Annotated in this window: 17 protein-coding genes and 1 pseudogene; 3 read left to right on the top strand and 15 right to left on the bottom strand. The window is 63.5% G+C overall.

The window, feature by feature from the left end; genetic code table 11:
• Positions 1-139: 139 nt before the first annotated feature.
• From CO676_RS19220 to CO676_RS19190, 7 genes are all read right to left on the bottom strand, one after another.
• Entirely contained in the window at positions 140-544 is a 405-nt protein-coding gene (locus CO676_RS19220; protein WP_014766185.1) for a F0F1 ATP synthase subunit epsilon, read from the bottom strand.
• Positions 545-664: 120 nt separating this feature from the next.
• Positions 665-2182: a F0F1 ATP synthase subunit beta gene (atpD, locus tag CO676_RS19215; protein ID WP_014766186.1), complete on the bottom strand. Its 1518-nt coding sequence runs from the start codon at positions 2180-2182 to the stop codon at positions 665-667.
• Between the two features lie 24 nt (positions 2183-2206).
• Complete coding sequence (locus CO676_RS19210; RefSeq protein WP_014766187.1) at positions 2207-3088, bottom strand: F0F1 ATP synthase subunit gamma; 882 nt, start codon at positions 3086-3088, stop codon at positions 2207-2209.
• Positions 3089-3115: 27 nt separating this feature from the next.
• Positions 3116-4645 (bottom strand): F0F1 ATP synthase subunit alpha, encoded by a 1530-nt coding sequence (gene atpA / locus CO676_RS19205; protein ID WP_014766188.1) that lies wholly within the window; start codon positions 4643-4645, stop codon positions 3116-3118.
• Positions 4645-5211 carry a F0F1 ATP synthase subunit delta gene (locus CO676_RS19200; protein ID WP_014766189.1) on the bottom strand — a complete coding sequence of 189 codons (567 nt, stop codon included), beginning with the start codon at positions 5209-5211 and terminating at the stop codon, positions 4645-4647. Before CO676_RS19200 ends, atpA begins: the two co-directional genes overlap by 1 nt.
• A 250-nt stretch (positions 5212-5461) precedes the next feature.
• Complete coding sequence (locus tag CO676_RS19195; RefSeq protein ID WP_014766190.1) at positions 5462-5848, bottom strand: hypothetical protein; 387 nt, start codon at positions 5846-5848, stop codon at positions 5462-5464.
• Between the two features lie 122 nt (positions 5849-5970).
• Entirely contained in the window at positions 5971-8175 is a 2205-nt protein-coding gene (locus CO676_RS19190) for a primosomal protein N' (protein WP_097522254.1), read from the bottom strand.
• Between the two features lie 177 nt (positions 8176-8352).
• Between CO676_RS19190 and fsa the strand changes: the two genes are divergently transcribed.
• Complete coding sequence (gene fsa, locus CO676_RS19185; RefSeq protein ID WP_014766192.1) at positions 8353-9006, top strand: fructose-6-phosphate aldolase; 654 nt, start codon at positions 8353-8355, stop codon at positions 9004-9006.
• Between the two features lie 132 nt (positions 9007-9138).
• On the opposite strand, the pseudogene CO676_RS19180 reads toward fsa, so the two are convergent.
• Both CO676_RS19180 and CO676_RS19175 read right to left on the bottom strand, forming a co-directional pair.
• Positions 9139-9367, bottom strand: a pseudogene (locus tag CO676_RS19180) (hypothetical protein); the annotation flags it as partial.
• Positions 9367-10329 carry a GNAT family N-acetyltransferase gene (locus tag CO676_RS19175; protein WP_097522253.1) on the bottom strand — a complete coding sequence of 321 codons (963 nt, stop codon included), beginning with the start codon at positions 10327-10329 and terminating at the stop codon, positions 9367-9369. The gene CO676_RS19175 and the pseudogene CO676_RS19180, both read right to left, overlap by 1 nt.
• Positions 10330-10474: 145 nt before the next feature.
• On the opposite strand from CO676_RS19175, the gene CO676_RS19170 reads away from it, so the two are divergent.
• Positions 10475-11407, top strand: a complete 933-nt coding sequence (locus CO676_RS19170; protein WP_097522252.1) for a tyrosine recombinase XerC — start codon at positions 10475-10477, stop codon at positions 11405-11407.
• Between the two features lie 118 nt (positions 11408-11525).
• A complete protein-coding gene (locus tag CO676_RS19165; RefSeq protein WP_097522251.1) occupies positions 11526-12605 on the top strand; it encodes a TraB/GumN family protein in 1080 nt (359 codons plus the stop codon).
• Here the strand turns inward: CO676_RS19165 and CO676_RS19160 are convergent.
• From CO676_RS19160 to odhB, 6 genes are all read right to left on the bottom strand, one after another.
• Positions 12598-13086 carry a DUF2867 domain-containing protein gene (locus CO676_RS19160; RefSeq protein ID WP_097522250.1) on the bottom strand — a complete coding sequence of 163 codons (489 nt, stop codon included), beginning with the start codon at positions 13084-13086 and terminating at the stop codon, positions 12598-12600. The two genes, CO676_RS19165 and CO676_RS19160, sit on opposite strands and share 8 nt — an antisense overlap.
• Positions 13087-13220: 134 nt before the next feature.
• Positions 13221-14627 carry a dihydrolipoyl dehydrogenase gene (gene lpdA / locus CO676_RS19155; RefSeq protein WP_097522249.1) on the bottom strand — a complete coding sequence of 469 codons (1407 nt, stop codon included), beginning with the start codon at positions 14625-14627 and terminating at the stop codon, positions 13221-13223.
• Positions 14628-14663: 36 nt separating this feature from the next.
• Positions 14664-15416, bottom strand: coding sequence for an SDR family oxidoreductase (locus tag CO676_RS19150; RefSeq protein ID WP_097522248.1), 753 nt, complete (start codon positions 15414-15416; stop codon positions 14664-14666).
• Positions 15413-15916, bottom strand: coding sequence for a hypothetical protein (locus CO676_RS19145; RefSeq protein ID WP_014766200.1), 504 nt, complete (start codon positions 15914-15916; stop codon positions 15413-15415). Before CO676_RS19145 ends, CO676_RS19150 begins: the two co-directional genes overlap by 4 nt.
• A 2-nt stretch (positions 15917-15918) precedes the next feature.
• Entirely contained in the window at positions 15919-16560 is a 642-nt protein-coding gene (locus CO676_RS19140; protein ID WP_097522281.1) for a LysE family translocator, read from the bottom strand.
• 164 nt (positions 16561-16724) lie between these two features.
• Positions 16725-17963 carry a 2-oxoglutarate dehydrogenase complex dihydrolipoyllysine-residue succinyltransferase gene (gene odhB, locus CO676_RS19135; protein WP_097522247.1) on the bottom strand — a complete coding sequence of 413 codons (1239 nt, stop codon included), beginning with the start codon at positions 17961-17963 and terminating at the stop codon, positions 16725-16727.
• Positions 17964-17983 lie beyond the last annotated feature (20 nt).

Genomic DNA, 17983 nt, shown 5'->3' with positions numbered 1-17983 from the left:
TGAGACCCGGCAAAGCGGGATAGGCACAAAGGTCGTCAAGGGGCTCGTTGCAATCAGCTCGGACGCGCTGAAGCACAAAAAAGCCCGCGCGAGGCGGGCTTTTTGTCTATCCGTCGTTTCCCTTATCGGGATGTCCCTTTCAGGCGGGGATGACGATCTCCCCGAGCGTCGTCAATTCGGCGATGAACTGTTCGATGCGGGTCTTCTTTTCGTCGATCGCGCCTTCAAGCTCGGCACGCGCCTCATCGATGCGGTTTTCGAGCACGGTGCGATCGAGCTCGTCGACGTGGACCGCCGATTCGGCGAGCAGCGTGCAGCCGGTGGGCAGGATATCGGCGAAGCCGCCGAAGACGGCGAAACGCTCGGTCTTGCCGTCGGCGGTTTTGACCGTGACCACACCCGGCTTGATCGTCGTCATGGTCGGGGCGTGGTTGGCCATAACGGTCATCTCACCCTCGGTTGCCGGAATGACGACTTCGGTCACCTGGGCGGAAAGCAGCAGGCGCTCCGGGGAAACAAGCTCGAAATTGAAACTGTCGGCCATGACCATTCACTTCTGGTAAGCGCGCCGCGGATCGGCGGCTGTGCATGTTCTCAGCCGCTTGCGCCGCGGCGGAATGAAAGCCGTGGCGCGATCGGTCCGCGCCACGGTTCACGATGCCTATCAGGCCGCTTCGGCAGCCAGCTTCTTGGCCTTCTCGATCGCTTCCTCGATGGAGCCGACCATGTAGAAGGCAGCTTCCGGCAGGTGGTCGTACTCGCCGTTGACGAGGCCCTTGAAGCCCTTGATCGTGTCTTCGAGAGCAACCAGCTTGCCCGGCGAACCGGTGAAGACTTCGGCGACGAAGAACGGCTGCGACAGGAAGCGCTCGATCTTGCGGGCGCGGGCAACGGCGAGCTTGTCCTCTTCGGAAAGCTCGTCCATGCCGAGGATGGCGATGATGTCCTGGAGCGCCTTGTAGCGCTGCAGGGTCGACTGCACCTTGCGCGACACTTCGTAGTGCTCTTCGCCGACGATCATCGGGTCGAGCATGCGCGACGTCGAGTCGAGCGGATCCACGGCCGGGTAGATGCCCTTTTCGGCGATCGAGCGCGACAGAACGGTCGTCGCGTCGAGGTGGGCGAACGAGGTCGCCGGCGCCGGGTCGGTCAAGTCGTCGGCCGGAACGTAGATCGCCTGAACCGAGGTGATCGAGCCCTTGGTGGTGGTGGTGATACGTTCCTGCATCTGGCCCATGTCGGTGGCGAGCGTCGGCTGGTAGCCCACGGCCGACGGAATGCGGCCGAGCAGAGCCGACACTTCCGAACCCGCCTGGGTGAAGCGGAAGATGTTGTCGACGAAGAAGAGAACGTCCTGACCTTCGTCGCGGAACTGTTCGGCAACCGTCAGACCGGTCAGAGCGACGCGAGCACGCGCGCCCGGCGGTTCGTTCATCTGGCCGTAGACGAGTGCGGCCTTGGAGCCTTCGCCGCCGCCGTGCTTGTTCACGCCCGATTCGATCATTTCGTGGTAAAGGTCGTTGCCTTCGCGGGTACGTTCACCCACACCGGCGAAGACCGAATAACCACCATGCGCCTTGGCGACGTTGTTGATCAGTTCCATGATCAGAACGGTCTTGCCGACGCCTGCGCCGCCGAACAGGCCGATCTTGCCGCCCTTCGCGTAAGGCGCGAGCAGGTCGACGACCTTGATGCCGGTGACGAGGATCTGCGCTTCCGTCGACTGTTCGACATAGGAGGGAGCGTCCTGGTGGATCGCACGGCGGGCCGAGGTTTCCAGCGGGCCGGCTTCGTCAACCGGCTCGCCGATGACGTTCATGATGCGGCCGAGCGTTTCCTTGCCGACCGGAACCGAGATCGGGCCGCCCGTGTCGGTGACCGACTGGCCGCGAACCAGACCTTCGGTCGAGTCCATGGCGATCGTGCGGACAGAGTTTTCGCCGAGATGCTGCGCGACTTCGAGAACTAGGCGGTTGCCCTTGTTGTCGGTCTCCAGCGCGTTCAGGATCTGCGGGAGCTGGCCTTCTTCGAAGGCGACGTCGACGACGGCGCCGATGACCTGCGTGACGCGGCCGACAGCACCCGTAGCCACAACAGCGGCTGTCTTGGCGGTAGCTGCCTTACGCGGTGCAGCGGGCTTCTTCACCGCCGCGGTTTCTTTCGGGGTAGCTGCCTTAGCCATAATTCTTACCCTCTTCTCGTAATCTTAGAGCGCTTCCGCGCCAGAGATGATTTCAATGAGTTCCTTGGTGATCTGCGCCTGCCGCTGACGGTTGTAGTTGAGCGTCAGCTTGTTGATCATTTCACCGGCATTGCGCGTCGCATTGTCCATGGCACTCATCTTGGCGCCCATTTCGCCGGCGACGTTCTCGAGCAACGCCCTGAAGATCTGGACGGAAATGTTGCGCGGAATGAGATCGGTGAGGATGGCCGCAGCGTCCGGTTCGTATTCGTAGATCGCTGATGCGCCGTCTGCCTCGGCAGCAACCGTGTCGGTCGAGGCGGGGATCAGCTGCTGGGCGGTCGGAATCTGCGAAATGACGGACTTGAACTCGGAATAGAACAAGGTGCAGACGTCGAACTCGCCCTTTTCGAAAAGTTCGATGACCTTGTGACCGATCCGGTCGGCGTTCTCAAAGCCGATCTTCTTGACCTCGCGCAGGTCGACGCGGTCGATGATCAGCGACGCGAATTCCCGCCGCAGGATATCGAACCCCTTCTTGCCGACGCAGATGATCTTGACCGTCTTGCCCTGGGCGAGCAGCTTGCGCACGTGATCGCGGGCAAACCGGGCGATCTGCGAGTTGAAGCCGCCGCAGAGGCCGCGTTCAGCCGTGCAGACGACCAACAGGTGCGTGTTGTCCTTGCCGGTGCCCGTCATCAGCTGTGGCACGCTGTCGTCCGCGCCGACCGCCTGGGCGATATTGGCGAGAACGGCAGCCATGCGCTGCGAATAGGGCCGGGCGGCCTCGGCCGCCTCCTGCGCACGCCGAAGCTTGGCCGCGGCGACCATCTTCATCGCCTTGGTGATCTTCTGCGTCGCCTTGACGGAGGCGATCCGGTTCTTCAGATCCTTAAGTGAAGGCATCCGTTGTCCGTCCTAACTGAAATCCGCTCAGGCGAAAGACTTGGCGAAGCTGTCGATTGCGGCCTTGAGCTTGCCCTTGACGTCGTCCGAGATCGCCTTTTCCTTGCGGATGGCTTCCAGCAGGTCCTTGCCTTCCGAACGCAGATAGGAAAGCAGGCCCTGCTCGAACTTGCTGACCTGGTTGACGGGCAGCTTGTCGAGGTAGCCGTTGACGCCGGCGAAGATCACCGCAACCTGCTCTTCCGTCTTCAGCGGCGAGAACTGCGGCTGCTTCAGGAGTTCGGTCAGGCGGGCACCGCGGTTCAGGAGGCGCTGCGTCGCGGCGTCGAGGTCCGAGCCGAACTGCGCGAAGGCCGCCATTTCGCGGTACTGCGCCAGTTCGCCCTTGATCGAGCCTGCGACCTGCTTCATCGCCTTGATCTGTGCGGCGGAACCGACGCGCGAAACCGACAGACCGACGTTAACGGCCGGACGGATACCCTGGTAGAACAGGTCGGTTTCAAGGAAGATCTGACCGTCGGTGATCGAGATCACGTTGGTCGGAATGAACGCGGACACGTCGTTGCCCTGGGTTTCGATGACCGGCAGAGCCGTCAGCGAGCCGGCGCCATTGTCGTCGTTGAGCTTTGCAGCGCGCTCCAGCAGGCGCGAATGCAGGTAGAAGACGTCGCCCGGATAGGCTTCGCGGCCCGGCGGACGGCGGAGCAGCAGCGACATCTGGCGGTAGGCGACGGCCTGCTTCGAAAGGTCGTCATAACCGATCAGGGCGTGCTTGCCGTTGTCGCGGAAATATTCGCCCATCGTGCAGCCGGCGAACGGCGCCAGGTACTGCATCGGCGCCGGATCGGAAGCGGTCGCGGCGACGATGATCGAATACTGCAGCGCACCGCGCTCTTCGAGCACCTTGACGAACTGCGCGACCGTCGAGCGCTTCTGGCCGATGGCGACGTAGACGCAATAGAGCTTGTCACCTTCCGGACCGTTGTCGTGAATGGCCTTCTGGTTGAGGATCGTGTCGAGAATGATCGCGGTCTTGCCGGTCTGGCGGTCGCCGATGACGAGCTCGCGCTGGCCGCGGCCGACCGGAATGAGTGCATCGATGGCCTTGAGGCCGGTCGACATCGGCTCATGCACCGACTTGCGCGGAATGATGCCGGGCGCCTTGACGTCGACGCGGGCGCGCTGCTTGGCGTTGATCGGGCCCTTGCCATCGATCGGGTTGCCGAGCGCGTCGACGACGCGGCCGAGCAGTTCCGGACCGACCGGAACGTCCACGATGGCACCGGTCCGCTTGACCGTGTCGCCTTCCTTGATATCGCGGTCGGAGCCGAAGATAACGACACCGACATTGTCGGCTTCGAGGTTCAGCGCCATGCCGCGAATTCCACCGGGGAATTCGACCATCTCGCCTGCCTGAACATTGTCGAGGCCATAGACGCGGGCGATGCCGTCACCGACGGAGAGCACCTGGCCGACCTCGGAGACTTCTGCTTCCTGGCCGAAATTTTTGATCTGATCTTTAAGAATTGCGGAAATTTCCGCGGCGCGGATATCCATCAGCCGACCTCTTTCAGTGCAAGCTTAAGGGTAGAGAGTTTGGTGCGAAGGGAGGTGTCAATCTGGCGGGACCCGACCTTGACGATCAGACCTCCAAGAATAGACGGGTCGACGGTGACGTTGACCGCCACGTCTTTGCCGGTAACGCCCTTGAGCGTCGCCTTCAATTCGGTTTCCTGCGCCGCTGTCAGCGCATGCGCCGACGTGACGTCGGCGGTGATTTCGCCACGGTGGCGTGCGGCAATCAGGCGGAACGCCCTGATGCTGCCTGGCAGCGCGAAGAGGCGGCGATTGCGCGCCACCACCTTGAGGAAATTGCCGACGAGCCCGGAGAAGCCAAACTTCTCGACGAGTGCCGAAATGGCCTTGAACTGATCCTCGGCAGAAAAGACCGGGCTCACGACCAGGCGCTTCAGGTCGTCGCTGCCGTCAATCAGCGCCTGGACGCGATCGAGATCGGCACCGACCGCCTCGACCGAACCAGCCTCCAGGGCGAGTTCGAAGAGCGAGGACGCATATCTTTCTGCAACACCGGAAATAAGCTGGGATGTGTCGGCCACGGGCACAAGCTTCTCTCAAAATCATCCAAGAGCGTCAGCAGCGGCGAACCGATTACGTAACATCTTGAATTTGCTGCAATAACTCGCAGGCTATCGAGGCCTTTCGACCCACTTCCCCCGCAATTCGCGGTTCGTCTAGCATAGGATGTTTGGACTCGCAACACGCCAACGGCAGGAATGCGGCATAACACCGCCCCCTTCGACGGAATTTTGCCGTAAATTCACGTTGCCCGGATTTAGGCTTGACGTGGGCCTGTCAGATGAACCCGAAAACATAAGCAAGCGGCAGGATCGCAAGCGCCGTCTGGACGACGAGTGCTGACCAGTTGAAAAGCGTCGCGCCGTTGTCGCTCATCATCGACAATATGCGGCCGAACGCCGCGAGCGCAAAGGCGGCCCCGACGGCGAGATAGACCATCGGCTGGGCAAGCAGGATGGCGCCGAGGCCGAGACCCACATGCATGCCGCCCATGGTGGAGCGCGCCTCCGCCAGCCCACCGCGCCGTCCCTCGGCAATGCCGATACCGGCGGCGCGAAAGGCGAGACGCGGCGCGAAGAGCATGACGAGACCGATCAGCATCGCCGCCCCCGCCGCGCAAAAAGCCAGGAACTCCCCGGTTTCCGTCGGGATGTAGAACTCCATTGCCGTCCTCGCCCGTTACCCCCTGCGCCCTCCTCCGCATGACGTCGGACAGGTCGCGCAAAGAGGTCTAGCGCATGTTCTGTCCGATGTGAATCGGCTGAATGGCAAAGAACGAAGTGCCGTCACAGAAAACTCTGCGGATCGACATCGAGCTGCACGCTGATCGATCCGCGCTCTTTCGGCCCCCCCGCAATCATCGCCTTCACGAAGGACTGCATGTCGCTGTTGCGCCGTCCGTGGACAAGCAGCCGGAATCGGTGGCGGCCGCGGATCAGTGCGAGCGGCGCTTCCGCCGGCCCGAGGACCGAAATGCCGTCGACGCGCGGAGCGGCGTTGCGCAAGGCGCGTGCATGCCCCTCGGCATCGCTGCGCGTGTCGGCAGAGACGATGATCGAGGCAAGCCTGCCGAAGGGCGGCAGCGCCGCCCGTTCCCGCTCGTGGATCTCGCGGTCGTAGAAGGCGTCCGAATCACCAGACACGATGGCCTGCATTACCGGATGCTGCGGCTGATAGGTCTGCAACAGACCGAGGCTCTTCAGGCCCGTTCGTCCCGCGCGCCCGGTCACCTGCGACAGCAATTGAAAGGTCCGCTCGGCCGCACGAGGATCGCCATTGGCAAGGCCGAGATCGGCATCGACGATGCCGACCAGCGTCATCATCGGGAAATTGTGCCCCTTGGCGACGAGCTGCGTGCCGATGACGATATCCGCCTCGCCGCGGGCGATTGCTTCCAGTTCCAGCCTTAGCCGCTTGACGCCCATCAGGTCGGAGGAGAGGACGATGGTGCGGGCTTCGGGAAAATGTCGCTCGACCTCCTCGGCGATGCGTTCGACCCCCGGGCCGCAGGCGACCAGGTGATCGAGCGTGCCGCATTCCGGGCAGGCCTCGGGGGTGCGTTCCGAATAACCGCAATGATGGCACTGGATCTGGCCGCGAAAGCGGTGCTCGACCAACCAGCTCGAGCAGTCCGGGCACTGGAAGCGATGACCGCAGACGCGGCAGAGCGTCAGCGGCGCGTAGCCGCGGCGGTTGAGGAACAGGAGTGACTGCTCGCCGCGGCCGATCGCCTTGCCGACCTGGTTCAAGAGCACCGGCGAGAGAAAGCCGCCGCGCTCCGGTGGATGGCGGCGCATGTCGACGATGCCGAGATGCGGCAGCGCCGCATCGCCGAAACGGGTCGGCAGGTGGATCGGCCTGTAGCGGCCGACCTCGCCGTTCACCCGGCTCTCGACGGAAGGCGTTGCGGAAACGAGTACGACCGGAAAGCCGCTGAGCCGCCCGCGCACCACTGCCATGTCGCGGGCATTGTAGAAGACCCGGTCCTCCTGCTTGTAGGCAGGGTCGTGCTCCTCGTCGACGATGATCAGGCCGAGCTCCTCGAAGGGCAGAAACAGCGCCGAGCGGGCGCCGGCGACGACGCGCACCTGGCCGGTCGTCACCTGCCGCCACACTTTTTCGCGCATGCGCGGCGCGAGGTCGGAGTGCCACTCCGCCGGCTTGGCGCCGAAGCGATACTGGAAACGCTCGAGGAAACTGGCGGTGAGCGCGATCTCCGGAAGCAGGATCAGCACCTGCTTGCCGGCCCTAAGCGTCGCGGCGACCGCCTCGAAATAGACCTCGGTCTTGCCGGAACCGGTGACTCCATCGATCAGCGAGACCGAAAACTTTCTTTCTTCGACGGTCGTGAGCAGGTCGGCGGCGGCCTCCTTCTGCGGCCCCTCGAGGCGCGGCGCCGCGAAATCCGGATCGGGTGCGGCGACCACCGGCGGCGGCGGCATGAACACCGTTTCGAACACGCCCTGTGCGGCAAGTCCGTCGATCACTCCCGTAGAAACACCGGCTGCGTGGGCAAGGCCGGAGCGGGTCCAGGAGAAGCCATCGCTGGCCGTTGCAAGGACGCGCTCGCGCGCGGCGGTCATCCGTTCAGGGCGCCGCTCGGTCAGACGCAAGGCTTCGACCATCGGCTCGGGATCGAAGGCGGTCGGCGCGCGCAGCGCCATGCGGGCGACGAGGCCAGGTGGCGTGATCGTATAGGACGCCACCCAATCGAGAAAGGCGCGCATGTCGCAGGTGAGCGGCGGGCAGTCGAAGACCTTCTCGATCTCCTTCAACTTCTTCGGATCGACTGTGCCGTCGTCGAGGCCGTCCCAGACGACGCCGACGACAAGCCGCGGCCCGAGCGGCACCTGAACGATCGAGCCCGGCTCGACCGCCATGCCCTCTGGCACCGCATAGGAGTAGGGCCTCGGTGCCGGCATCGGCACCAGGACGGGCACCACGCGGCGGTCGAAGAGAGCGCCGAATAAATCGGTTGAATCAAGCGTCATTTTGCCGTGACCTTGCCACCGCTTTCGGTTAAAGAAAACTGCACAGCGAACCGCCGCCTTTGCAGGAGCAAGGGTTTGTCACGGTTCCACCCGAGTTTCAACGCGCGCGATTTCCGCCGTGGATTTTCCCGTGAGCGGAGAGGCGCCTGAACGGCTTAGTGCCAGAGGAAGACTCCCATGAAATTTTTCGTTGATACCGCCGATGTGAAGGAAATCCGGGAACTGAACGATCTCGGCCTGCTCGACGGCGTCACCACCAACCCGTCGCTGATCCTGAAGTCGGGCCGCGACATCGTCGAAGTCACCAAGGAAATCTGCTCGATCGTCGAAGGCCCGGTTTCGGCCGAAGTCACGGCAACCGAATACAGCGAGATGATGAAGGAAGCGGCTGCTCTTGCGAAGATCGCCGACAATATCTGCATCAAGCTGCCGCTGACGCTTGACGGCTTGAAGGCCTGCAAGGCGCTGACCTCGGACGGCCACCACACCAACGTCACCCTTTGCTTCTCCGCCAACCAGGCGCTGCTCGCCGCCAAGGCCGGCGCGACCTTCGTTTCGCCCTTCATCGGCCGCCTCGACGACATTGCCGTCGACGGCATGGACCTGATCCGCGAAATCCGCCACATCTTCGACAACTACGGCTACGAGACGGAAATCCTTGCCGCCTCGATCCGCACCGTTAACCACGTCAAGGAAGCCGCCCTGATCGGCGCCGACGTGGTCACTGCCCCGCCGGCCACGCTGAAGGCGCTGGTCAAGCACCCACTGACCGACAAGGGCCTGGAAATGTTCCTCGCCGATTGGGCCAAGACCGGCCAGAAGATCGGCTGATCGACACCGAGCTCGCGCACTGTATTGCAGGGCCTCGCAAAGATGCGGGGCCCTTTTGTCATTTCACCGGACTTTTGGATTTCTTCCAAATAGCGAAGCAGGGCAGCCGGCGAGCTATTCTTCCTCGTCAGCCGCCGAGGACATGCCGCCCTCCTCGGCGATCTCATAGGCAAGCTTGCCGCGCACGGCCGATTGGACGAGTTGCAGTGCGCGGTAATTTGCCGACGCCGTTCTCGCCGATGAAGAGGTTGACCCCGGTCAGATCCATGCGGATCGATCGCAGCGAACGGTAGTTCTCGGCAAGCATCGAGCGCAGCAAGCATGGACAAGTCTTAGCCGATCGGCGGCGCCACAGAACCATCAGGTCCCGATTTTCGTTTCTTCGGCAGAAGCGCGGGCAGAAAACTGCATAGTCGGCTTAGCCAAAATGGCGAAAACGGCGTCGCTATCGCGCGCAAGCTCGAGGACCGTATGGCGCTCGAGGGAGCGGGTCACTTCCATCGGGTCGCCATCAAGCGCCTCCGGAGGGATGAGATTGCCGACGCGAAAATCGAAAAGGTCGCCCTTCTTGTTCAGGAGCTCATGGAACACCGTCATGTCGCGCAGTTCCGTCGACCATTTGGCGAACCAATAGAACAGTCCGGAATTGCGCGCGCTCATATGCACCGGCAGGATCGGCAGGTTGTACTTGCGGGCAAAGCCGACGGCAGAGCTTTTCCAGGGGCGTTCATTGAGGCGCCCATCGGCCCAGTAGGCGATGCGACCGGACGGAAAGAGCACGGTTGCCTTACCTTCCTCAATCGCCCGGTTGGTGACCTGCAAAGTCTCGCGCGCCTTGAGCTTGCTCTTGTATTCCTCGCGCCATTCGACCGGGATGACCATCTCGACGAAACGTGGATTGATGCGGATGGCGTCGCGATTGGCGAAGAACATCATGTCGGGGCGGCGGCTCTTCAAGAGATCGAAAACCGCAATGCCGTCGGCGATGCCGGTCGGGTGGTTGCTGACGAGGAGAAATCCACCTCGTGCCGGAATCCGCTCCGCCTTGTCGACGCGGATGTCGAGATCGAGCAGCGAGCTCAAGTGTTCGAAAGCCTGGAAGCCCGGCATATTGGCGACGGAATTGGCGAACTCGATCGCCTTGCGGTAGTTGAGCAAGGTGTGGAGAAAGGGCCGCATCACCGGCCACAGAGGATGGCGAACGATCTTCTGGCCGCGCTCGGCGATCAGCGTGTCGACGATATGACCGGGCCGCCCCTGCGAGACCAGCGCAACTGCCTCTGCAAAATGCGCCAGCGCGCTCGCCGAATCACGTCTCGCCATGGTCCCATCCGCCGTTGCTGACCGAAGATCGCAATTCAATATGATCGAAGAATGACAAATTCCAAGAGGATGTTAGCGAAAACATAAGGGCCCGGCGGCATGCTCGGCAATGGAAAACAGTCAAAGAGCGATCGTCGGACCGACAATGAACGAACTTCTAGTGATAGGCCATCCCGAGGTGATAGCGGAGCGTCAGCGGTGGCTTGCAAACCTTGCGGAAGAACGCCGCCTGGCCGACAAGACGATCGAGGCCTATGAGCGGGACACGCGGCAATTCCTGACCTTTCTTACCGGGCATCTCGCCGGGCCGCCCAGGCTCGCAGATATCCGCACGCTCAGGCCGGCCGATCTGCGCGGCTTTCTCGCCCAGCGCCGCAAGGCCGGCGCCGGCGCGCGCACGCTTGGGCGCGGGCTTGCGGGGCTGCGCTCGTTCCTGCGCTACCTCGAGAAAAACGGCCTTGCCAACGCCGCCGGCGCCGGAGCCGTGCGCTCGCCGAAACAGCCGAAGTCGCTTCCGAAGCCCTTGACCGATCGGGATGCCCTGAAGGTCGTGACGGCGGATGCGCAGCTTGCCGAGGAGCCGTGGATCGTCGCCCGCAACGCGGCCGTGCTCACCCTCCTTTACGGCTGCGGATTGCGCATATCGGAAGCGCTCGACCTGACGCCCGACGATTTTTCAGGGGCGGCGTCGCTGCGCGTCACCGGCAAGGGCGGCAAGACCCGGATCGTCCCGCTGATCGCCGCGGCGATGGAGGCGGTGGCGACTTACCGGAAACTCTGCCCCTATCATGTTGGCTCTGGAGAGCCGCTCTTCCGCGGCGCTCGCGGCGCCAAGCTGCAGCCGGCGATCATCCAGCGCGAGATGCAGAAGCTGCGCTCTGCCCTTGGCCTTCCCGATTCGGCGACGCCGCATGCGCTGCGCCATTCCTTCGCGACTCATCTGCTCGCCGGCGGCGGAGATCTCCGCACCATCCAGGAACTGCTCGGCCATGCCAGTCTCTCGACGACGCAGGTCTATACCGGCGTCGATTCGGCACGGCTGCTGGAAATCTACGATCGAGCCCATCCGCGCGCCTAAAAGGGGCAAGATCCAAAAACGCTCACGCTTTTTTTCATCCGGCTCTACAATCGCCAGGCTCGCGCGTTAACCAAGCGCGTTAAGGAAGCTGTGACGGAGGGGGCTTAGTGTCACACTCATGACGACGATGACCAGACCCGTTCGCGATTTCGCGGCCAAGGCGGCCGACGGCCTGTCGTGGCTGATCGCACTCATGCACGTGCTGTTGGCCGCAAGCCTCCTCGCAGCCTTGCTCTCCGTCTCGGAGGCCGAGGCCGCGGAAGGCGACGACTGCGGTGGCAGCAATATCCTCGCAGGTCTCGAGCGGTCCGATCCGGCCCGTCTGGCGGCGATACGCCGCGAGGCGGATGCCGTACCGAACGGCAAGGGCCTGCTCTGGAGGATCGAAGGGCAAGGATTGGCGCCGTCCTTCCTGCTCGGCACCATGCATGTGACCGATCCGCGCGTGCTGGCCATGCCCGCCGGCGGCGCGGAAGCCTATGCCGGATCGCGGACCGTCGTCGTCGAATCCGACGAGATCATCGACGAGAGAAAGGCGAGCGCCGCCATCATGATGCGCCCCGATCTCACCATGTTCGCCGACAACCGGACGATTAACGATTTCCTGGAGCCGAAGGACCGAGCACTTCTCGAAAACGGCCTCAAGGCGCGCGGCATTCCCCTGCCGCTGGTCGCCAAGATGAAGCCCTGGATGATCGCCAGCTTCGTCGCCCTGCCGGCCTGCGAATTCAGCCGCAAGGCTGCGGGCGCATCGTTCCTCGACAAGAAGCTCGCCGAGGATGCAGTGAGCCAGGGCAAGACGCTGAAGGGACTGGAAAGCCTGGTCGAGCAGCTTTCCGCGATGGATTCGCTTCCCGTCGAGTGGCATCTAAGGGCGCTGATCGACACGCTCGCGCTCGGCAAGACGATCGACGACGTGCTGGCGACGATGACCGACCTCTATCTCGCCGGCGACACCGGCATGATCATGCCGATGATGCGGTCGGTGGCCGAAAAGATCTCGCCCGGCGATCTCGGCTACGCCGATTTCGAGCAGCGAATCATCATCGATCGCAACCGGATCATGTCGGTGAGGGCTGAACCCATCCTGAAACAGGGCAACGTCTTCATGGCTGTCGGCGCGCTGCACTTGCCGGGCAAGGAAGGACTTGTCGAACTCCTGCGCCAGCAGGGCTTCACCCTCACGCCGGTCAACTGACCGGCCGGCGCGCCGGTTCGTTGACTTGAGCGAGCAAGGCCGGAACGATCGCCTTGTGAAAGGGCGTGATCGCGGCGAGATAGAAATAGCCGAACAGGTTCCTGCGGCGCACCAGCGTCGTGACGCCGATCACCTGGCTGTCGGCCGGCCCATCGCGCACCTCCACGACGATCCGGAAATCCAGATGCCGGTCGTCGAGGCCGAGGACCATCTCTCGATCGCTGCCGCTGAGGATCGGGAAGGCACCGACGAGGCTGGCATCTCCGGACGGGGCGCCGGCCTTGAGGCTGAGCGGCGCAACGACGCGATTGCGCAAGGCCAGGAGGCTGCGAATCCAGCGCGGTGCGCTTCCAAGCGCCCGCCGTGCCGCTTCATGCGCCGTCATGCGTTCGCCGAGAAAGAGAAGCTCATAGCAGTCCGCCCAGTCGGCCCCGGGCAGGCAGGCGTTGGGCAAGCGGGCGGCAACGCTGCGAGGTTTCATGAACGCGTCCTTTCGCTATCGCCGGTTGGCTCCGGCGGCGGTCTGAGGGTGGAGCGTTCATGATTGCGCCGGATGACGACTGAAGGCAGGGGGCGGCTTGTCGCAGCCCCCGCGCCAATTGTCACACGGACCGATCACATGTGGATCGGCTTGAAGAAGGTCGCAAGCGCTGCTTCCTTGACCGCCTCCGACATGGTCGGATGCGCGTGGCAGGTGCGGCCGAGATCCTCGGACGATCCACCGAACTCCATCAGCACGGCGATCTCGTGGATCATCTCGCCGGCGCCGAAGCCGATGATATGGCCGCCGAGCACCCGGTCGGTCTCCTTGTCGGCGAGGATCTTCACGAACCCGTCGGCCTGGAGCATGGCGCGGGCACGGCCATTGGCGGTGAACGGGAATTTGCCGACCTTGTAGGCGACGCCGGCCGCCTTCAGTTCCTCTTCGGTCTTGCCAACGGAAGCGACCTCCGGCTGGGTGTAGACGACACCCGGAATGACATCGTAGTTCACATGGCCGGCCTGTCCGGCGATTATTTCCGCCACGGCCACGCCCTCGTCCTCGGCCTTGTGAGCGAGCATCGGCCCGCGCACCACATCACCGATCGCGTAGACGCCGGCGATGCTCGTCTGGAAGTGGCGGTCGATCTCGACCCGGCCGCGCGCGTCGAGCACGACACCGGCCTTGGCGAGACCCATGCCTTCGGTGCAGGGCTTGCGGCCAGTCGCGACCAGCACGACCTCCGCATCGAGGGTCGTTGCTTCGCCGCCCTTGACCGGCTCGAAGGTCACCCTCACAGCGTTTTCCGACTTCACGACGCCGGTCACCTTGGCACCGAGCTTGATGTCGATGCCCTGCTTCGCCAGCATCCGCTGGAGCTGCTTGGCGACCTCGCCGTCCATGCCGCCAAGGATCGTGTCGAGGAACTCGACAACAGTTACCTTGGCGCCGAGACGCGCCCAGACCGAGCCGAGCTCGAGGCCGATGACGCCGCCGCCGACGACGATCATGCTGGCCGGGACCTTCTCCAGCTCGAGAGCGCCGGTCGAGGAGATGATCACCTTCTCGTCGAACTCGAGCTCGACGCCCGGAATGCCGGCGACATCCGAGCCGGTGGCGATGACGACGTTCCTGGCTTCGAGAACCTGTTCCTCGCCCTTGTCGTTGGTGACGGAGACCTTGCCTTGGCCAAGCACCTTGCCGGTACCCTGGAAGCCATCGATCTTGTTCTTCTTGAAGAGGAACGACACGCCGTCGACATTGGCCTTAACGGTGGCGTCCTTGTGGGCCAGCATTTTCTGGAGATTGAGTTTCGGGCTTGCGACCTCGACGCCCAGCGCATCGAGGCCATGCGCGGCGTGATGGAACATCTCGGAGGCATGCAGCAGCGCCTTGGAAGGAATGCAGCCGACATTGAGGCAGGTGCCGCCATAGGTGCTGCGCTTCTCGACAACCGCAACCTTCATGCCCAGCTGCGCCGCCTTGATGGCGCAGACATAGCCGCCGGGGCCGCTACCGATAACGATGAGATCATAAGCCATGTGATAATCCTTCTGGGAGGCTTGTTGAAAGGGCGGTCATCGCCCGCCGCTGACATTGAGGATGGCTCCCGTCACATAAGCCGCCTTATCCGACAGGAGATAGAGAATTGCGTCGGCCACTTCGCCGGCCGTGCCGGGGCGCTGCATCGGGATCGACGGCGCCATGTCGCGGGCCCGATCCGGCAAGCCGCCGGACGCATGAATATCCGTGTCGATGATGCCGGGGCGAGCGGCATTCACACGGATACCCTCGGACGCCACTTCGCGTGCGAGACCGACGGTGAAGCTGTCGATCGCGCCTTTCGTGGCGGCATAGTCGACATATTGACCCGGCGCGCCCAGCACGGCCGCGACGGAGGAGAGATTGACAATCGAGCCGCCCGATCCGCCGTGCCGCGTCGACATCCGCAGCACGGCTTCGGCCGCGCAACGGATCGCGCCGGTCACATTGACGCGGAACATCCGTTCCAGCCGCTCCGTCGCGATGTCATCGATCCGCTGCGGCGACCCGATAATGCCGGCATTGTTGACCAAACCGTCGAGCCGGCCGAAGGCGGCATCGACCGCCGAAAAGATCGCCTTCACCCCATCCTCGGAGCCGACATCGCCCTGGATGGCGATCGCCGAGCCGCCTGCCCCGGCGATTTGACGAACGACATCGTCGGCCGCCTGTCGGTTGGAGGCATAGTTGACCGCCACTTGCCAGCCTTCCGATGCCGCGGCTAGGCAGACGGCGGCGCCGATGCCGCGGCTGCCGCCCGTGACGAGAAGGACACGCCCGCCACTCATCCGGCACATCCTTTGAACGCGAAGACGTCGGAACTGTCGGACGAGGCCTTGCCGTTGCCCCAGGCGCTCGACTGGCGCAGCGACGGGCCGAAATCCGGGAGCAGGATCTGCCGGGCAGCTGGTGCATCCTCGGCCTGAAGCAAGCCGATCGTGCCAGCGCTATCGACGGCATAGATCGGGCCCTGCCATACGGTGCAGGCCGTCAGTTCGGCGCCCGTCACGTCCCCCGTCGGACAATCGTGCATGACGATCCCGTTCGGCCGTTCCGGTTCCCCGGAGGGCAATACGACGCCGTCGAGCGACACTCCGGTGCCCGCGACGCTGATCTTGAAATGATTGCTGGTGACCGCCGCTTCCGATCCGACCGGCTCGAAGCGCAGCTCATAGCCACCGGCCGGATCGGCATAGATCGCCTGGACCTGCTTGCAATCCTCGGCAAGCGCCGGGAGAGCGGCCAGTGCCAGCGCCAAGGAAGCAAGGATGGCTGTCCGGCCGGACATCTTCAGGCAGCCTTTTCGGTCGCGAGCTTCAGGCCGAGCGCAATGAAGACGAGGCCGCTGGTCCGGTCGATCCACTTGCTCGCCCGCGTGAAGGTGGCCCGCATCCGTGGCGTCGTCATGAACAGGCTGACGCCGACGAACCAGAGGATGAGAGCGCTCGCCATGACAAGGCCGTAGCCAAACTTCACGAGCAACGGCGTGTGCGCCCCGACAACCGTAGAGAAGATCGACAGGAAGAAGAAAACCGCTTTCGGATTGAGCGCATTGGCGGCGAAGCCAAGCGCGAAGGCCTTCAACGCCGACTGGCTCCCACGCGCCCCGGCGTCCTCGGCCTGCTCTACGGTAATCTCAGTCTGTCCGGCCCTAAGCGCCTTGACACCGATATAGATCAGGTAAGCGACACCGCACCATTTGACGATGTTGAAGAGGTAGATCGATTGCGAAATGATCAGCCCAAGGCCGAGGACGGTATAGCTGACATGGAACATCAGCGACGCGCCGATGCCGAAAGAGGTGATGATCGCCGCCCGCCGGCCGTTCACAAGCGACTGGCGCATCACCATGGCGAGATCCGCTCCAGGCGAGACGATGGCGAAGGAAAAGATCGCCATCAGCGATGCGAGTTCGATCAGGTAAGCGCTCATGGTTGCCACCGGTGCGTTGAAGATCAAGATGAAGCCGCAAGAGCCTGAATGCGCGCATAGCGTGCTTTGCAGACACTAGCCTCCTGCTTCATCGCTGTCGAGCGGGCCGCATCGACGGTTGCGCGCGGCGGGAACGAAACGGGGGCTCACGCCCCCGCCTTGGCTTAGAGGTCGAGCACCAGACGTTCCGGATCCTCGAGGCTGTCCTTGACGCGCACCAGGAAGGTCACGGCTTCCTTGCCATCGACGATGCGGTGATCGTAGGAGAGCGCCAGATACATCATCGGACGGATGACAACCTGGCCGCCGATCGCGACCGGGCGGTCCTGGATCTTGTGCATGCCGAGGATGCCCGACTGCGGCGCATTGAGGATCGGCGAGGACATCAGCGAACCGTAGACGCCACCGTTGGAGATGGTGAAGGTGCCGCCCTGCATGTCGGCCATCGACAGCGTTCCGTCGCGTGCCGCCTTGCCGAGACGGCCGATTTCCTTCTCGATTTCGGCAATCGACATCTGATCGGCATCCCGTACGACTGGCACGACAAGGCCCTTGTCGGTGCCGACGGCCACGCCGACATGGCAGAAGTTCTTGTAGATGATGTCGGTGCCGTCGATCTCGGCGTTGACAGCCGGCAACTCCTTCAGAGCATGCGTGACGGCCTTGGTGAAGAAGCCCATGAAGCCGAGCTTCACGCCGTGCTTTTTCTCGAAGATGTCCTTGTACCTGTTTCGCAGGCTCATGACGGCGCTCATGTCCACCTCGTTGTAGGTGGTGAGCATCGCGGCGGTGTTCTGCGCGTCCTTGAGACGCCGGGCGATCGTCTGACGCAGGCGGGTCATCTTGACGCGCTCTTCGCGGACGGCGTCTTCTGCCGGCGCCGGCGCACGGGCCTGGATCTTGGCCGGTTCGGCGGCTGCGGGCGCCGAAATTCCCTTGACGACAGCGGCGAGCACATCGCCCTTCAGCACCTGACCGCGCTTGCCGGAACCGTCGAGCTGGTCGGCGGAAAGATTGTTTTCGGCGATGAGCTTAGCGGCCGCCGGAGCCGGCGGCATGGAGGACTGAGTCTGCGGTGCGGCGGCTGCCGGCTTCGCGGCGGGAGCAGCGGCAGCGGGCTCGGCCTTCTTCTCGGCCGGCGCCGGAGCGGCTGCGGCGGCACCCGCGCCTTCGGCGATCTGGCCGAGCAACGCGCCGAGACCGACGGTCTCACCCGCCTGCGCGACGATTTCGCTGAGCGTGCCGGCGGACGGCGCAGGCACTTCGATCGTCACCTTGTCGGTCTCGAGCTCGAGGATCGGCTCGTCGGCCTTGATCGCATCGCCGACCTTCTTGAACCAGGTCCCGACGGTCGCTTCGCTGACGGATTCGCCGAGGGTAGGAACGCGGATTTCTGTTGCCATGATTTTTGTTCCGTTGATCA

It is taken from the genome of Sinorhizobium sp. BJ1 (genome assembly GCF_002531555.1).
Lineage (GTDB): Bacteria > Pseudomonadota > Alphaproteobacteria > Rhizobiales > Rhizobiaceae > Sinorhizobium > Sinorhizobium fredii_B.
The sequence above is the reverse complement of the archived record's forward strand: the minus strand, read 5'-3'. Positions and strand labels throughout refer to the sequence as shown.